Annotated in this window: 17 protein-coding genes and 1 pseudogene; 9 read left to right on the forward strand and 9 right to left on the reverse strand. The window is 70.2% G+C overall.

Translation table 11 applies throughout. The features are described 5' to 3' along the window. Positions 1–184: 184 nt before the first annotated feature. Positions 185–1,354: a quinolinate synthase NadA gene (gene nadA, locus O7632_RS13665; protein ID WP_278114544.1), complete on the reverse strand. Its 1,170-nt coding sequence runs from the start codon at positions 1,352–1,354 to the stop codon at positions 185–187. A gap of 94 nt (positions 1,355–1,448) precedes the next feature. On the opposite strand from nadA, the gene O7632_RS13670 reads away from it, so the two are divergent. The 3 genes from O7632_RS13670 (at position 1,449) to O7632_RS13680 (ending at position 4,326) form a co-directional block, all read left to right on the forward strand. Next, positions 1,449–2,594, forward strand: a complete 1,146-nt coding sequence (locus O7632_RS13670; RefSeq protein WP_278114546.1) for a glycerate kinase — start codon at positions 1,449–1,451, stop codon at positions 2,592–2,594. Positions 2,595–2,821: 227 nt separating this feature from the next. Continuing rightward, positions 2,822–3,190 (forward strand): iron-sulfur cluster insertion protein ErpA, encoded by a 369-nt coding sequence (gene erpA / locus O7632_RS13675; protein WP_278114548.1) that lies wholly within the window; start codon positions 2,822–2,824, stop codon positions 3,188–3,190. 158 nt (positions 3,191–3,348) lie between these two features. Beyond that, the gene (locus O7632_RS13680) at positions 3,349–4,326 is read left to right on the forward strand and encodes a carbohydrate kinase family protein (protein WP_278114550.1); all 978 of its coding nucleotides are present in this window, start codon (positions 3,349–3,351) and stop codon (positions 4,324–4,326) included. A 117-nt stretch (positions 4,327–4,443) separates the two neighbouring features. Here the strand turns inward: O7632_RS13680 and O7632_RS13685 are convergent, their stop codons facing one another. After that, positions 4,444–5,187, reverse strand: a complete 744-nt coding sequence (locus O7632_RS13685) for an aminoglycoside phosphotransferase family protein (protein ID WP_278114552.1) — start codon at positions 5,185–5,187, stop codon at positions 4,444–4,446. Positions 5,188–5,603: 416 nt separating this feature from the next. Here O7632_RS13685 and O7632_RS13690 point away from each other — a divergent pair, with 416 nt between their 5' ends. Continuing rightward, complete coding sequence (locus tag O7632_RS13690; protein ID WP_278114554.1) at positions 5,604–5,765, forward strand: hypothetical protein; 162 nt, start codon at positions 5,604–5,606, stop codon at positions 5,763–5,765. A gap of 10 nt (positions 5,766–5,775) precedes the next feature. Here the strand turns inward: O7632_RS13690 and O7632_RS13695 are convergent, their stop codons facing one another. From O7632_RS13695 to O7632_RS13705, 3 genes are all read right to left on the reverse strand, one after another. Beyond that, positions 5,776–6,381: a class I SAM-dependent methyltransferase gene (locus O7632_RS13695; RefSeq protein WP_278114555.1), complete on the reverse strand. Its 606-nt coding sequence runs from the start codon at positions 6,379–6,381 to the stop codon at positions 5,776–5,778. A gap of 119 nt (positions 6,382–6,500) precedes the next feature. Next, entirely contained in the window at positions 6,501–6,740 is a 240-nt protein-coding gene (locus O7632_RS13700; protein WP_278114557.1) for a sulfurtransferase TusA family protein, read from the reverse strand. Next, positions 6,737–7,885, reverse strand: coding sequence for an aminotransferase class V-fold PLP-dependent enzyme (locus O7632_RS13705; RefSeq protein WP_278114558.1), 1,149 nt, complete (start codon positions 7,883–7,885; stop codon positions 6,737–6,739). The genes O7632_RS13700 and O7632_RS13705 overlap by 4 nt, the downstream gene beginning before the upstream one ends. 323 nt (positions 7,886–8,208) lie before the next feature. Between O7632_RS13705 and coxB the strand changes: the two genes are divergently transcribed. Genes coxB through O7632_RS13720 form a run of 3 tightly spaced genes read left to right on the forward strand, consistent with a single transcriptional unit; the run spans position 8,209 to position 10,490 of the window. Then, positions 8,209–9,072: a cytochrome c oxidase subunit II gene (gene coxB, locus O7632_RS13710; RefSeq protein WP_278120034.1), complete on the forward strand. Its 864-nt coding sequence runs from the start codon at positions 8,209–8,211 to the stop codon at positions 9,070–9,072. Positions 9,073–9,081: 9 nt separating this feature from the next. Further along, entirely contained in the window at positions 9,082–9,507 is a 426-nt protein-coding gene (locus O7632_RS13715) for a cytochrome c oxidase subunit 4 (protein WP_278114559.1), read from the forward strand. 44 nt (positions 9,508–9,551) lie between these two features. Further along, entirely contained in the window at positions 9,552–10,490 is a 939-nt protein-coding gene (locus O7632_RS13720; RefSeq protein ID WP_278114560.1) for a phosphotransferase, read from the forward strand. 35 nt (positions 10,491–10,525) lie between these two features. On the opposite strand, the gene O7632_RS13725 is transcribed toward O7632_RS13720, so the two are convergent. The 4 genes from O7632_RS13725 to O7632_RS13740 form a co-directional block, all read right to left on the reverse strand. Continuing rightward, entirely contained in the window at positions 10,526–12,172 is a 1,647-nt protein-coding gene (locus O7632_RS13725; protein ID WP_278114562.1) for a ubiquinol-cytochrome c reductase cytochrome b subunit, read from the reverse strand. Continuing rightward, positions 12,169–13,272 carry a Rieske 2Fe-2S domain-containing protein gene (locus O7632_RS13730; protein ID WP_278114563.1) on the reverse strand — a complete coding sequence of 368 codons (1,104 nt, stop codon included), beginning with the start codon at positions 13,270–13,272 and terminating at the stop codon, positions 12,169–12,171. Before O7632_RS13730 ends, O7632_RS13725 begins: the two co-directional genes overlap by 4 nt. Further along, positions 13,269–14,129: a cytochrome c gene (locus tag O7632_RS13735; RefSeq protein WP_278114565.1), complete on the reverse strand. Its 861-nt coding sequence runs from the start codon at positions 14,127–14,129 to the stop codon at positions 13,269–13,271. Before O7632_RS13735 ends, O7632_RS13730 begins: the two co-directional genes overlap by 4 nt. A gap of 78 nt (positions 14,130–14,207) precedes the next feature. Continuing rightward, entirely contained in the window at positions 14,208–14,807 is a 600-nt protein-coding gene (locus O7632_RS13740; RefSeq protein ID WP_278114567.1) for a heme-copper oxidase subunit III, read from the reverse strand. A gap of 107 nt (positions 14,808–14,914) precedes the next feature. Between O7632_RS13740 and O7632_RS13745 the strand changes: the two are divergent. Together O7632_RS13745 and O7632_RS13750 are read left to right on the forward strand one after the other, a co-directional pair. Further along, positions 14,915–15,820, forward strand: a pseudogene (locus O7632_RS13745) (cytochrome c oxidase assembly protein); the annotation flags it as partial. Between the two features lie 155 nt (positions 15,821–15,975). Further along, entirely contained in the window at positions 15,976–16,383 is a 408-nt protein-coding gene (locus O7632_RS13750; RefSeq protein WP_278114569.1) for a hypothetical protein, read from the forward strand. Positions 16,384–16,402: the final 19 nt, after the last annotated feature.

Raw genomic sequence — 16,402 nt, forward strand, 5'->3', positions numbered from 1 at the left:
ACGGCCGCGCCGCTGGGCATCGATGATCCGTACTGCCCGTTCATCGCCTGAGGCAGCATAGCGCTCTGTGATGGAAACAGGATCCGCTCGCCGCTCCGATTGGCACGAATTCGGGAACGACGGTACGTATGTGTAGGTCTCAGATTACTTTCGGTGACACAATTGCGGAGTGTCGGTTATCCGATCACGGCAACGCGAGCATCTGGTCGAGTGCGACCCGCGCGAAGTGCGCCGTCCGCTCGTCGACCGTGATCTGGTTGGGCACCCGTCCGGCGACCAACTCTTCCAGCGCCCACACCAGGTGCGGCAGGTCGATCCGGTTCATGGTCGAGCAGTAGCAGACCGCCCGGTCCAGGAACATGACCTGCTTGTCCGGGTGGGCCAGCGCCAGCCGACGGACCAGGTTCAGCTCGGTGCCGACCGCCCACGCCGATCCGGCCGGCGCCGCCTCGATGGTCTTGATGATGTATTCCGTGGAGCCGACCTGGTCGGCCGCGGTGACCACCTCGTAGCGGCACTCCGGGTGGACCAGCACGTTGACCCCGGGCACCCGCATCCGTACCTCGTCGACGCTGCTGCGGGTGAACCGCCCGTGCACCGAGCAGTGCCCCCGCCAGAGCACCATCTTGGCCTCGCGTAGCTGCCGCGCGGTCAGCCCGCCGCCCGGCTTGTGCGGGTCGTAGAGCACACAGTCGTCGGCGTCGAGGCCCATCTCCAGCACCGCCGTGTTGCGGCCCAGGTGCTGGTCCGGCAGGAACAACACCCGCTGTCCCCGCTCGAACGCCCAGGTCAGCGCCCGCTTGGCGTTCGACGAGGTGCAGACCACGCCGCCGTTGCGCCCGACGAACCCCTTGATGTCGGCAGACGAGTTCATGTACGTCACCGGCACCGTCGAATCGGCCGCACCCGCGTCTGCGAGGGCCTCCCACGCGGTCTCCACCTGGCCCAACACCGCCATGTCCGCCATCGAACAGCCGGCGGCCAGGTCCGGCAGGATCACCCGCTGGGCGGGACCGGTCAGAATGTCGGCGCTCTCCGCCATGAAGTGCACGCCGCAGAAGACGATGAACTCCGCCGACGGTCGGGCGGCGGCCTCCCGGGCCAACTTGAACGAGTCGCCGGTCACGTCGGCGAACTGGATCACTTCGTCGCGCTGGTAGTGGTGCCCGAGCACGAAGACCCGGTCACCGAGGGCCGCCTTGGCGGCGGTGGCCCGGGCGACCAGGTCCGGGTCGCTGGGCGCCGGCAGGTCCCCGGGACACTCCACGCCGCGCTCGGTCGCCGGATCGGCACCCCGGCCGAGCAGCAGCAGAGCGGTCGCGGTGCTGGATGGCTCAACCCACGTCGAAGTCACGAGATCCATGCTCGCACAGCTCCGCCCGGCTGCGACCGCTGCGCGTGTGGCCTGCCGCACTACGGCGCCATGTCTCCTGCCACACTGCTGATCCATGCGGGTCCTGATCTGTCCGGACAAGTTCGCCGGCACCCTCACCGCGTCCGAGGTCGCCGCCGCCGTCGCGGCCGGCTGGCGGGACCGGGCACCCACCGACGACCTCGTCGAGCTGCCGCTGTCGGACGGGGGACCCGGGTTCATCGACGCCGTGGCCGGCCCGACCGGCGGCCGGCGGATCACCGTACCGACGGTCGATCCGCTCGGCCGGCCGGCCGTCGGCGAGATCCTGCTGGTCGACGGTCCGGCCGGGCGGACCGGGTACGTCGAGAGCGCCCAGGCCTGCGGACTGCACCTGCTGACGCCGGCCGAGCGTGACCCGAAACACACCACCTCGTACGGACTCGGTCTGTTGTTGCTGGCCGCCGTCGAGCACGGGGCCGGCCGGGTCGTCGTCGGGCTCGGCGGCTCGGCCACCAACGACGCCGGTGCCGGCATGCTCACCGCGCTCGGCGTCACCCCGCTGGACACCGCCGGCTACGCCCTGCCGTACGGCGGAGCCGCGCTCGCCGCCGCCGAGTCCCTGGACGGCTCGCCCCGGCTGCGCGGTGTCGAACTCGTCGCCGCGACCGACGTCGACAACCCGCTGACCGGGCTGCACGGGGCCAGCAACGTGTACGGCCCGCAGAAGGGCGCCGACCGGGCCGACGTACTGCTGCTCGACGCCGCGCTGGAGCGGTTCGCGGGCGTCCTCGTCGCGGGGTTGCCCGGCTGCCCGCCGCAGCTGGCGGCGCTGCCCGGGGCCGGTGCCGCCGGTGGCATCGGGGCGGCCCTGCTCGCCCTCGGCGGCCGGTGCGAGTCCGGCATCGCGCTGGTCACCGGTCTGATCGGGCTGCCCACCGCGCTGGACGCCGCGGACCTGGTGATCACCGGCGAAGGGTCGTTCGACCATCAGTCGCTGCGCGGCAAGGTGGTCGCCGGGGTGGCCGGCGCGGCTCGGGACCGGGGCCTGCCGTGCGTGGTGCTCGCGGGCCGGGTCTCCACCGGGCGGCGGGAGTCGGCGGCGGCCGGGGTCACCGAGACGTACGCGCTGGTCGACCACTTCGGCGGGGAGACCGGCGGTGGGCTGGAACAGGCGTTGGCCCGCCCGGCCGACGGGCTGCGGCAGATCGCCGCGCGGCTGGCGGGGCAGTGGAGCCGCTGACCCGGCTCAGCCCGGCGGCGTGCTCCGGCCGGCGGCCCGGCCCGGCGGCCCGGCCCGGCGGCCCGGCCCGGCGGCCCGGCCCGGCGGCACCGCCGGCCGGAGCGGGACAAGTGATCTAGGTGGCGAATCACGTCGAGATGTCGCCACCTGGATTGGGAATCGTCGCCGGGGCGGCTAGCGTTAGCCAGTACGGACGAATACGCACCCGTCGCAGGGGAGACTTTCACGTGAGCACTTCAGCGCAGTCCGAAACGACCGAGACCGCGGCACAGACCACCGTCGTCCTGACCGACGTGGCCGCCGAGAAGGTCAAGGCACTGCTCGAGCAGGAGGGTCGCGACGACCTGCGGCTGCGGGTCGCCGTACAGCCGGGCGGCTGCTCTGGCCTGCGTTACCAGCTGTTCTTCGACGAGCGGTCGCTCGACGGCGACGTCGTCGACGACTTCGGCGGTGTCGAGGTGGTCGTCGACCGGATGAGCGCCCCCTACCTCACCGGCGCGAAGATCGACTTCGCCGACCGGATCGACGCGCAGGGCTTCACGATCGACAACCCCAACGCGCAGAACTCCTGCGCGTGTGGTGACTCGTTCCACTGATCTGGTCGGTCGCGTCACCGTCCGGGCCGGTCCGCCGGCACCGGGCGGTCGTGCGTGTCTGATAGTGCTGATTTGAGACTGGTACGGGTTCTGGTCGCCCCGGTGCCGGTAAGCTGGCCGACGCACGCTTTTCATACCCCCGACATCTGAGGGCCGACATGAAGATCGCCGTCACCGGCTCGATCGCCACCGACCATCTGATGCACTTCCCCGGCCGGTTCGCCGGTCAGCTGATCGCCGACCAGCTGGACAAGGTCTCCCTGTCGTTCCTCGTCGACGACCTCGTCGTCCGCCGGGGCGGAGTGGCGGCCAACATCTCCTTCGGGCTGGCACAGCTCGGCCTGCGGCCGGTGCTGCTCGGCGCGGTCGGTACCGACTTCGCCGACTACCGCTCCTGGCTGGAGCGCCACGGCGTCGACTGCGACTCCGTACACGTCAGCGAGCTGGCGCACACGGCCCGGTTCGTCTGCACCACCGACGACGACCTGTGCCAGATCGCCTCGTTCTACGCGGGCGCGATGAGCGAGGCCCGCAACATCGAGCTGGCGCCGGTCGCCGCCCGGGTCGGCGGACTCGACCTGGTGCTGGTCAGCGCCAACGACCCGGCGGCGATGCTGCGCCACTCGGCCGAGTGTCGCGACCGGGGCTACCGGTTCGCCGCCGACCCGTCGCAGCAGCTGGCCCGGATGAGCGGCGAGGACGTCCGTCAGCTCATCGATGGAGCGGAATACCTGCTGACCAACGAGTACGAGCGGTCGCTGCTGGAGAGCAAGGTCGGCCTCACCGGCGACCAGTTGCTCGACCTGGTGACGGTACGGGTCACCACGCTCGGTGCCGACGGGGTGGAGATCACCGGCCGGGGCATCGAGCGGATCCACGTACCGGTGGCCCGGGACGTCGTCGCCGACGACCCGACCGGCGTCGGTGACGGGTTCCGGGCCGGCTTCTTCGCCGCGCTCGGCTGGGGCCTCGGCCTGGAGCGCGCGGCGCAGGTCGGCTGCCTGGTCGCCGCGCTGGTGCTGGAGACCACCGGACCGCAGGAGTACGACGTCAAGCCGGACATCTTCCTCAAGCGGCTCGCCGACTCGTACGGCGACGCCGCCGCCGAGGACGTCCGCCCCTTCCTGCCCGCCTGACGTTCGTAGCAGCTCGGCTGCCAGCGTGGCGGACCGCTGCGGGCCAGCGTCAAGATCAATGTGAGCGCCATGGGTGTCATCCGCGCTATGTGACACCCATAGCGCTCACATTGATCTTCAACCTGGTCGGTTAGCCCCGCCGGTGAGGACCTGGTCCGCCGCGCTCATGTCGAACATCAGCGCGGCGTCCAGCCGCAGCGCGGACAGGTCGATGCCGTTGTCGCCGACCCCCGCCATGTCCCAGTCGACCAGCCCGGTGACCGTGTCACCGGTCCACATGAGGTTGCCCTGCCACAGGTCGCCGTGCACCAGTACGAGGTCGCCGACCGGCATCGGATGCTGTCGAATCCGCTCGTCGGCGTAGCGCAGCAGCGCGGTCGTGCGGTCGGTGCCGGCGGCCCGATCCCGGGCGAAGTCCCGGGCCGTGATCGGCCGGGTGCGTACCGGCAACTGCGGCGAGGGCTCGACGATGATGGTGCGTAGGGCCGCCGCCACCGCGCCCATGGCCCGTAGCCGGGCGGCGGTCGGCTCGGTCGGTATCACGCTGCTACCAGGCGCGACGGTCTGCAGGAGCGCGACGCTCCCCGATCCCGCGTCGCCGACGTCGTACCCGATGATCCTCGGTGCCGCCACGCCCCGTTTCTCGGCGAGCCGGAGCGCGGCGATCTCGGTGAACAGCCGGGCGGGACGCGCCGGGTTGACCGTCTTGAGCACCGCTTCGGTGGTACGGCCGCGCCGCGTGATCCGCAGCAGCCACGGATTGGCGCCGTTCCGTAGTCCGCGCACCACCCGGACGGTCGCGTCGCCGCCGATCATTCCAGCGACCCAGTCGAGCACAGCCTGATCGGGGATCGTCGCCACCACCGTCCTCTGGGTTCATCCTGTTATCAGACAGATGCGGAGCCGTGGCCGGGAGGAACACCGTTCCATCGTGATCCCCTTGGGGGTTTTTGATCCCGCAGGGGGATCAGACTGAAACGGAGTTCGGCTTCCGGCCGGCCGTCGTCGGGCCGATGGCCTTCGAACACGGCCTACCGAGCCAGCTCTGCCTGTAGGTAGCTGAGCGTCTCGGCTGGCGGGAGCGCGAGCTTGCGGAGATCGTCGGCAAACCCACTGGTAGGTGCGGACCCGATCGAGGTCGTGTACGAACACAGCGTCGTCGAGAAGCTCCGTGTAGGCCACCGGCCGGATGCCATAGCCGAACTCATCGGCTCGAACGTGAAGAGCCGTTCGGCCATGCCGATCAAACCGACGTACGTCCTGAGGAAGTCGGGTGCTTGGCCGGGGCTGGCGTTCGACGACGAAGCCGTGGTCGTGCCCCCAACGGCGGTCTGCCCAACCCGTTCAGCGGCATCAAGGGAGCAATGCGGCTGTACGGCAAGCTCCGCGACGTACGACTGGTGTGGGTCGACCCGCCCGACGGCCGCGAGCTGACCTGACCCTCGATAGTCAGGCTGGTCGCAGCACCGCGACCAGGAAATCGGAGTCGTCGCGGTACGGGCGCAGATCCCAGGTGGCCAGCAGCAGGTCCTCGACCAGGCCGGCGGCCTGGGCATCGGCGCGGAACTCGGCGACGGGATAGCCCCGGTCGGTGCCGAACCCGACCACGATTCGGCCGCCGTCGCGCAGATGCGCCCGCAGCCGGCGCAACACCTCCCGGCGGGTATCCGGCGCCAGGAACGTCATCACGTTGCCCGCGCTGACGATCGCGTCGAAGCCGTCGGCGATGCCCCACGCGGGCAGATCCAGTTCGGCCAGGTCGCCGACCAGCCACTGCGGCCCCGGATGGTCCTGGCGGGCGGCGTCGATCAACACCGGATCCAGGTCGACGCCGACGACGTCGTGGCCGGCGGCGGCCAGCGCCGCACCGACCCGACCCGGACCGCAGCCGGCGTCGAGCACCCGCGCCGTACGCGGCAACATCGCGTCGACCAGCCGCGCCTCACCGTCGAGGTCGGCCCCGTCGCGAGCCAGCGACCGGAACCGGTCGACGTACCACTGGGAGTGCCCAGGGTTGGACTCCAGCAGCTTGCTCCACCCGTTCTCCGCACCCACGCCCGCCATCCTCGCACGCGAGGATTCGCCTGGCCCCGGGTGCCGTGGACCAACACCAGGCCCGGCCGAATGCGTCCGCTCCGGCGAGCGCTACGCACGCATACGATGGAGGAACCGGCTCAGTGGGTGCGGCGGACGTCGAAGGCGGGGGAGCCGGCGACCGTCGACGCGGCGACGAACTCCTGACCACGGATCCGACACCAGGCCGGAATGTCCAGGGCGGCGGCCGGATCGTCGGCCAACACCCGGACCACCGACCCGACCGGCAGCTGCGGCAGCCGCCGGGCCAGCGCGATCACCGGCAGCGGGCAACGCTGCCCCAGACAGTCGAGGGTCTCCGACGCTGGCGAGTCGCTCACAGCCCGACCACCCCGGCCTCGGCCCGCAGGTCCGCCACCACCTGCGGCAACTCGGCCAGGAACCGCTCCACGTCGGTGTCGGTGGTGTCCCGGTGCAGCGACACCCGTACGTTGCCGTGCGACAGCACCCCCATCGCCTCCAGCACATGCGACGGGCGCAGCGTCGACGCCGTACACGACGAGCCGGAGGAGACGGCGAAACCACGCCGGTCCAGCGCGTGCAGCAGCGCCTCACCGTCGACGTACAGGCAAGAGAAGGTGACCAGGTGCGGTAGCCGGTCGACCGGGTCGCCGACCACCTCCAGGTCCGGCACGGTCGCGGCCACCGTCGCGCGGATCCGGTCCACCAGCGCCGACAGCCGGGCCGTTTCGGCCGAAGCCTCGGCGGCCACCGCGCGCAGCGCCGCCGCCGACGCCACCACCGCCGGCAAATTCACCACCCCGGGCGTACGGCCGGATTCCCGCTCGTCGGCCGGGTAGGGCGACTCCCACCGGGTGCCCTTGCGGACGACAAGGACTCCGACGCCGGGCAGCCCGCCCCACTTGTGGGCGCTGGCCGACAGCACCGACCAGCCGTCCGGCACCGGTACCCGGCCCACCGACTGGGCGGCGTCGACGTACAGCGGCACCCCGTGCGCGGCGCAGACCCGGGCCGCCTCGGCGACCGGCTGGACCGTACCGACCTCGTGGCTGGCGCTGATCAGCGCGGCGAACGCCACCCCCGGCCGGCCCACCGCCGCCGACCACTCGGCCAGGTCGAGCCGGCCGAGCCGGTCCACCGGCACCGACACCGCCTCGCCGCCGGCGGCCTGATGCCGCTGGGCGGCGTGCAGCACCGCCGAATGTTCGATCGCCGAGTGCACCAAGGTCCGGCCGACCCGCCGCCGCCCGGCGAGACCACCGAGCACGGCGGCGTGCGCGGCGACCGTACCGCCGGGGGTGAACGAGACCTCGTCGGCGCGCACCCGCAGCGTCTCGGCGGTGGCCGCGCGGGCCGCGTCGAGCAGTTGACCTGCCCGGCGGGCCTGGGAGTAGAGCCGGGCCGGGTCGGCCCAGCCGTCGGCCAACGCCGCCGTCAGCGCCTCCCGGGCGACCGGATGTAGCGGCGCGGCGGTCGCCGCGTCGAGGTAGCAGCTGGCGCTCACGGACCCGACCGTACCGCCGGGCCGGCCGTCCGACACCGCCCGGGCACCCCATCGGACCCGTTCGGACCAGGTGACAACCGGACCCCAGACCGATCCGGACCCGACTGGTCGAGTAATCTGCGACCGTCGGTGACGCCTTTTCATCGCTGATGCCGTGAGCTGGCATCGGTGACGCGCTAGGGAGGCAGGACCAAGTGGTCGCAAGGGATTCGGGAGCGCAGCCGTCGGCTGGGCTGTCCGCGTCAGGACAGTCCGCACGGACGCGGTCCGCCGGTCGGTACGGTCGGCGACGGCCAGGCGGCCGGGTCGCCCGGGTCGGCGGGCTGGGCCTTGGCGGCGTGGCGCTGCTCACCCTGCTCACCGGCTGTGACGTCGGGGCAGCGTTCGACGGCTTCGGCTGGCCGCAGGGGGGCATCACCCCGCAGGCCAACCAGATGTACGACCTGTGGATCGGGTCGGTCATCGCCGCGCTCGCGGTCGGCGTCTTCGTGTGGGGCCTGATCTTCTGGTGCATCATCCGCTACCGCAAGCGGGGCGACCAGCTGCCCGCGCAGACCCGGTTCAACATGCCGATGGAGTTCCTTTACACCATCGCGCCGATCCTGGTCGTGTCGGTGCTGTTCTACTACACCGCCGTGGTGCAGACCGACGTCGACCGGGTCAGCGCCGAGCCGGACGTCGTGGTCGAGGTCGTCGGGTTCAAGTGGAACTGGCAGTTCAACTACCGCGACGCGGTGGGCGAGGACGCCAACACCATCGCCTCCACGGTCGGTTCCTCCGACGTCATCCCGGTCTTGGTGGTCCCCTCGGAGCGCACCGTACGGTTCGAAGAGACCAGCACCGACGTGATCCACTCCTTCTGGGTGCCGGAGCTGCTGTTCAAGCGGGACGTCTTCCCCGGCAGCATCCGCAACTACTTCGAGGTCACCATCACCCAGAACGGCGCCTACGTCGGCCGCTGCGCCGAACTCTGCGGCACCTACCACTCGATGATGAACTTCGAGATGCGGGTGGTCGACCCGGAGCAGTACGACCGGTTCATCGCCGAGAAGCAGGCGGGTGCCTCGACGCAGGAAGCCCTGCGCTCGATCGGGGAGGAGCCGTACGCGGTCACCACCTTCCCGTTCGACACCCGCCGGGACGTGCAGAATTTCGGTAACACGAGCGCCCAGGGCGCAGGAAGCTGAGGGCCGGTCATGAAGACCGAGTGGCGACTGTTCGGCATCGTCGCGGCGTTCCTGCTGGTCATCTCCGGGGTCTACCCGGCCTGGACCTCCGCTCAGCTGGGACACGTCGAGTGGATCGGCACCACGGCACTGATCCTGTCGTTCCTGCTCTGCGCGATGTGCGGTGGCTTCTTCTGGTTCGTCTCCCGGCGGATCGACCTGCGTCCGGAGGACCGTCCGGACGCTGAGGTCGCCGACGGCGCCGGTGAGGTGGGCTTCTTCAGCCCGGGCAGCTACTGGCCGTTCGGGGTGGCGCTGTCGGCCACCATCGCCGGCCTCGGCCTGGTGTTCTGGCAGTGGTGGCTGCTGATCTTCGGTCTCCTCGCGGTCATCGCCTCCGCCGCCGGGCTGCTGTTCGAGTACTACACCGGAACCCGCCGGACCGCCGAACACTGAGCGGTCGTCGCGCGCCGTCCAGCCCGGAACCGTACGGGCTGGAGGTGCTGGGTTCCGGGCAGGATCACACCGTACGGCTGGTCGGCGACGACCTGGTGGTGCGGTGTGCCAAGCGGCCCGGCGACGCCACGTCCGTGCGGCAGCAGGCCGCGCTGCTCGACGTCGTCTCCCGGACGATCGCCGCTGACCCGCGGATCCGGCTCGCGGTGCCGGTCCCGTTGTCGGTGGACCCGGCGAACGGCTGTCTCACCTACCGCAAGCTTGCTGGCACGCCGCTGCTGGAGGTGTCCGCGCGGCGACGCCGGCGGTGCGCCGGCCGGGTGGGCACCGCCGTCGGGCAGCTGCTGGCTGTCCTGCACTCGATCCCGGCCGCGCGGCTCGCCGACCTGGTCGAGGTCGACCACCTTCCGCTGACCGACTGGCGGGACGAGGCCGCCGCCAGCTACCCGTCGGTCGCCGGTCGCATCCCGGCCCGGCACCGGCCGGCGATCGAGGCGTTCCTGGCGGCGGCGGTGCCGGACGACGTGCAGCCGCCGGATTCCTCCGCTGACGACCTCGCCTTCTCGCACAGCCTGGTCTTCTCACACAATGACCTGGGTATCGAACACATCCTGGTGACCGATGATCCGGGCCGGCCGCTCACCGTCACCGGTGTCATCGACTGGAGCGACGCCGCGGTCGTCGACCCGGCGTACGACTTCGGGCTGCTGTACCGCGACCTCGGGCCGGTCGCCCTGCGCGCCGCGCTGACGGCCTACCCGGCACCGCTGCGGCGGCTGGCGGAACTGGCCCGGCGGGCCCGCTTCCACGCCCGGTGCGCCGTGCTGGAGGACCTCGCGTACGGGCTGCTCGGCGCGGACCAGTGGCATCGACGGTACGTGGACAAGAGTCTGCTGGCCATGCGCTGGCTGTACCCACCAGGGACGCTCCCGACAGGGACGCTCGCACCAGGGGCGCACAAACGTGGAACCGCCCGCCGGTAGCTACCGGCGGGCGGTTCCACGTCCACTCGTACAGGTCAGCGGCTGCCGCTGCTGACCTCCTCGCGGTTGTCGATCTCCTCGCGACGCGCGGGCGGTTCCTCGGCCGGATCGATCGGCACGTGCGGCGGGGGTGCCGCGACCGACGGCTTCTCGATCGGGAAGAAGAAACCCTTGACGGCCGGCCCGAGTGCGCCGAGCCGGTTCATCTTCTTGGGTACCACCCAGCCGACGTAGTCGAGCTGGCCGTGGCCGTGGTCGTCGGTCGGGCCGAGCGGCTGGTGGACCTCGACGAACCGGCCGTCGGGGAGTCGGCGGATGATGCCGGTCTCCACGCCGTGGGCGAGGACCTCGCGGTCGTGCTGCTGCAGACCGAGGCAGATCCGGTAGGTGACGTAGTAGGCCAGCGGCGGTAGCAGGATCAGCCCGATCCGGCCGGCCCAGGTCATCGCGTTCAAGCTGACGTGGAACTTGTCGGCGAACACGTCGTTGCCGCCGGAGATGGTCAGCACGATGAAGAAGGTGACGGCCATGGCGCCGACGGCGGTACGGGCCGGCACGTCCCGGGGCCGCTGCAGCAGGTTGTGGCTGGCCTGGTCCTTGGTGTAGCGCGCTTCCAGGAACGGGTACGCCAGGGAGAGCATCACCAGGATGCCGGGGAGCACCACGGTCGGCCAGAACAGCGGCGGGATCACGTACCCGTCACCGATCGGGATGGTCAGTTCCCAGGCCGGCATCAACCGGGTGGAGCCGTCGAGGAACATGACGTACCAGTCGGGCTGGCTGGCGGCGGAGACCACGGCCGCTTCGTACGGTCCGAACAGCCAGACCGGGTTGATCTGGAAGACCCCCGCCATCAGGGCCACGACCCCGAAGACGATCATGAAGAAGCCGCCCTGCTTGATGGCGTACCGGGGGAACATCCGCTCGCCGACGACGTTGTCGTTGGTCCGCCCCGGCCCGGCCCACTGGGTGTGCTTCTGCTTGAACACCAGCCCGAGGTGCACGCTGATGAGCGCCACCAGCAACCCGGGGATCAGCAGCACGTGGGCGATGTAGAACCGGCTGATGATGATCGTGCCGGGGAACTCACCGCCGAAGATCGACGAGGTGACCCAGGAACCGATCACCGGGATCGACAGCATGATCGCCGAGGCGATCCGCAGACCGGTGCCGGACAGGCCGTCGTCGGGCAGCGAGTAACCGGTGAAGCCGGCGAGGAAGCCGACCCAGAACAGCAGCGAGCCGATGATCCAGTTGGCCTCACGTGGCTTGCGGAACGCGCCGGTGAAGAACACCCGCAGCATGTGCACCACGATCGAGGCCATGAACAGCAGAGCACCCCAGTGGTGCATCTGCCGCATGATCAACCCGCCGCGTACGTCGAACGAGATGTCCAGGGTCGAGGCGTACGCCGCCGACATGTGCACCCCGCGCAGCGGCGCGTAGCTGCCGTCGTAGGTGACCTCCTCCATCGACGGGTCGAAGAAGAACGTCAGGTACACCCCGGACAGCAGCACCACCACGAACGAGAACAACGCGATCTCGCCCAACAGGAACGACCAGTGGTCCGGGAAGACCTTGTTCAGCAGCTTCCGCAGCGGAGTCGCCACCTGGAACCGGTCGTCGACCTGCCCGGCGGCCTTGCCGGGCAACGCCCGGACGTCGAACTTACGGCGTTTCATGGCCGCTCCCAGAAGTCGGGCCCGACGATCTCGGTGTAGTCGGAGGTCGCGACGAAGAACCCTTCGTCGTCGACGGAGATGGGCAACTGCGGCAACCGACGACTCGCCGGCCCGAAGATCGGCTTGGCGTTGTCGGTGATCAGGAACTGCGACTGGTGACACGGGCACAGCAACCGGTTGGTCTGCTGCTCGTACAAACTCGCCGGACACCCCGCGTGGGTACAGATCTTCGAGTACGCGATGTAGTTGCCCCACATGTAGTCGGACTTGCCGGCGTCCTCGTTGTTCTCCCGGGCGACCTGGGCGTCGTCGACCCGCAGGTGGATCAACAGCGCCGACGAATCCGCGTACCGGTTGGTGTGGCCGCCGGGGATACCCGGGAACACCGTCATCTGACCACCCGCGCTGACGTCCTCGGGCCGGATCGGCGAGCCGTCCTCCCGGGTCAACCGGACCAGTTCGGTCCCACCATCAGCGGTCTCGACCGGCGTCCACCCGGTGGTCGCCATCTGGTTGTCCTCGTGCGGGTCGCGAATCAGGCCGCCGACCAGCGGCGCGGCGGCGACCGCGGCGACCGGCGCCAACCCGGCCAGCAGCGACACCCCGAGCAGCGGCCGCCGCTTGACTCCCAGCTCGTCGGCCATGTACGCCAACGTGCCGCCGGTGATCTTACGGTCGTCGGCGTTCGACGCCCCGTCGTGCCGGTCCTGGATCGCCACCTCGTGCGGCAACAGCTTCTTGCCCCAGGTCAGGATGCCCACCCCGATCGCCAGCAGGGTCAACCCGAGGCTGATCCCCAACAGCGGGGTGTAGAACTTGCTCATCCCGGTGCCGAGTTCGTACTCCCACGGCCACCAGATGTAGACCACCAGGAACGCCGTCGCGGTGAGCCCGGCCAGCAGGAACAACCCGGCCACGAACCGGCTGACCCGCCGCTCCGCCCGGGTTCCCGGCACCGGGAACGGCGGCTCGTAGTGCACAATCTCGATGTCGTCGCGACGCGCGCCCTCGCGCAACACGTCGAACCGGGTCAACCGCGGATCATCCAGCTCCACCGGCTCGGCCTGACCCCGGCGCCCGTTGGTGGTGTCGACGCTCATGACTTCCCCGCAATCCACAGGCTCGCGAACACCAGCGCGGTGATGCCGACCAGGAAGATGGCGATGCCTTCGGTCACCGGCCCGTACCGGCCCAGGTTGGCCAGTCCGCCCGGGTCACCGTCGGACTTCAACCCCTCCTGCACGAACGCGATCACGTCACGCTTCTGCTCCGGCGTCAGCTGGTTGTCACCGAACACCGGCATGTTCTGCGGGCCGGTCAGCATCGCCGCGTAGATCTGCCGGTCCGTCGCCGGCTCCAGACTCGGCGCGTACTTGCCGGACGACAACGCCCCACCACCACCGCTGAACGCGTGACACGACGAGCAGTTGATCCGGTACAACTGACCACCGACCGCGATGTCGCCACCGGTGCGCAGGATCTCACCGTCGGGCAGCTGCGGACCGCCACCCAGCTCCTGGACGTACTGGCCGAGCTGACGGATCTCTTCCTCGGTGAACACCACCGGCTTGCGCATCGCCTGCGCCTCCTGCCGGGCCATCGGCATCCGGCCCGTCCCGACCTGGAACTCCACCGAGGCCGACCCGACCCCGACCAGGCTCGGACCGCGACCTTCGACGCCCTGGGCGTTGCGCCCGTGGCAGGAGATGCAACTCTGGTCGAACAGCGCCTTGCCGTCCTGCGCGGCCTGGGACAGCTGCGGCGTGTCCTGCGCCTGCAGACCCGGCGCGAACACGGTGTACGCACCGCCGGCCAGGAACAAGGCGGCGAGCAGTCGGACCGCGGTACCCAGCCGGCGGCGACCCCGGCCCCGTGGCGTGGCCCGCCCGCTGCGCAGCCGCGCGAGAAGACCGCGGCGGCGGTCGGCTCGCCGGTCGGCGGGGGTGTCAGATGTCATGGCCTGTGTCCTTAAACGGTTTGCGACCTGTCTGGTGGATACGACGCTGCACCATCACGGTTCGTGACCGGGTGATGATCACCGCAGCCAGTAGATCATGAGGTAGAGGCCGATCCAGACCACGTCGACGAAGTGCCAGTAGTAGGACACGACGATCGCGGACGTGGCCTGTGCCGGGGTGAAGCGGCCCATGGTGGAGCGGATCATGTAGATCAGGAAGGCGACCAGCCCGCCGGCCACGTGCAGACCGTGAAAGCCGGTGGTCAGGTAGAAGACCGAGCCGTACCCGTCGGAATTGATCTTGATGCCGTGGTGGACCAGCTCGCGGTACTCGTTGATCTGCCCCAGCAGGAAGATCAACCCCATCACGAAGGTGATGGTGAACCACCGCCGCAGCGCGTGCACGTCTCCCCGCTCCGCGGCGAACACCCCGATCTGACAGGTGACCGAGGAGGCCACCAGGATCGTGGTGAAGACCGTCGCGTACGGGATGTTCAGCTGCGGGGTGTGTTCCTCCCACATGCTGTAGTCCGCCGCGCGGATGGAGAAGTACATCGCGAACAGAGCCGCGAAGAACATGAGTTCGCTGGAGAGCCACACGATCGTTCCGACGCTGACCATGTTCGGTCGGGTCAGCGAGTGGATCCGGCTCTTGTCAATCGCTGGGGCCGCAGTCACGCGGTCATTATTGCTGCCGGTCAGCGCCCACGATCCTCGGGGTGGCAAACCCGACCCGCTGGTGGGCCGGTTCAGCCCGGCCGACCGACCTGTCCTAGCCTCGGTACGTGGCCCACGTCGACCCGATCGCCGCCCCGGCGCCGTTCACCGTCTCGGCGCTGTTCACCGAGATCGGGTTGGACAACTGGCTGGCGCTCGCCCTCGTCGTGGTCGCCGGCCTGTATCTCTACGGGGTCCATCGGCTGCGGCTGCGGGGGGACCGGTGGCCGGTGTCGCGCACCGTGCTGTTCATCGGCCCCGGGCTCGGGGGCATCGCCTCGGTCACCGTCAGCGGGCTGGGCGCGTACGACACCACGCTGTTGTCGGTGCACATGGTGCAGCACATGGTGCTGTCGATGATCGCGCCGATCTTCCTCGCCCTCGGCGCACCGGTCACCCTGGCGTTGCGCACCCTGACCGGGCGGCCCCGGCGGGCACTGCTGGCCGTGCTGCACAGCCGGTACGTGCGGGTGGTGACCTTCCCGCTGGTCGCGTTCGGGCTCTTCGTGATCAACCCGTTCGTGCTCTACTTCACTGATCTGTACCGGTTGACGTTGGAGAACACGTTCGCGCACGAGCTCGTGCACGCCCACTTCATCCTGACCGGCTGCCTGTTCTTCTGGCCCCTGGTCGGCCTCGACCCGTTGCCCGGCCGTTGGCCGTACCCGGCCCGGGCGTTGTTGATGGTGCTCTCCGTGCCGTTCCACACCGTGCTCGGTCTGACCGTCATGCAGAGCACCACGCTGTTCGGCGGGGACTGGTACCCATCGCTCGGTCTGACCTGGGCCGACCCGTGGACCGACCAGAAGGTCGCCGGCGGCATCCTCTGGGTCGGCGGCGAGTTCGTCAGCGTCACCATGCTCGCCGTACTGGTCCTGCAGTGGATGCGCCAGTCCGAGCGGGAGGCCCGCCGGGTCGATCGCGACCTCGACCGGCAGGAGGCGCTGGCGGCCCGCGCGACCCGCGAGTCGGGGACGGCCGCCGAGTCGGGCACGGTCCGCGAGTCCGGGACGGTCGGCGAGTCGGGGACGGTCGGCGAGTCGGGGACGGTCGACGCGGCCGGTACGCCCCGGCAACAGGCCAACCGGTAGGATCGGCCCGCAGCTACGAGGTGGGAGTTCAGCGACCGATGACCGAGCGTGTGCACACCGTTCTGCTTTATAGCGACGATCCGCAGGTACGGGACCGAATGCGACTGGCCGTCGGCACCCGTCCGGCCGGTGATCTGACGGTCGAGTTCCTCGACGCCGCCACGTACGCCGAATGCGTCCGGCTCGTCGACGAGTACGTCGTCGACCTGATGCTGCTCGACGGCGAGGCCACCCCCGGTGGCGGACTGGGGGTCGCCCGCCAGATCAAGGACGACCGCGACGACGCCCCGCCGACCTGCGTGGTGATCGCCCGCGCCGCCGACCGGTGGCTGGCCGCGTTCGCCGAGGTCGACGCGACCCTGATGCACCCGCTGGACCCGGTGACCACCGGCCAGACGGTGGCCGCGCTGCTGCGCGGCCGCAGCGGCAAACTGCCGGCCGCCTGACGCCACGTCGCTCCCGCCG

The sequence above is a fragment of the Solwaraspora sp. WMMD406 genome (assembly GCF_029626025.1).
Classification (GTDB): domain Bacteria; phylum Actinomycetota; class Actinomycetes; order Mycobacteriales; family Micromonosporaceae; genus Micromonospora_E.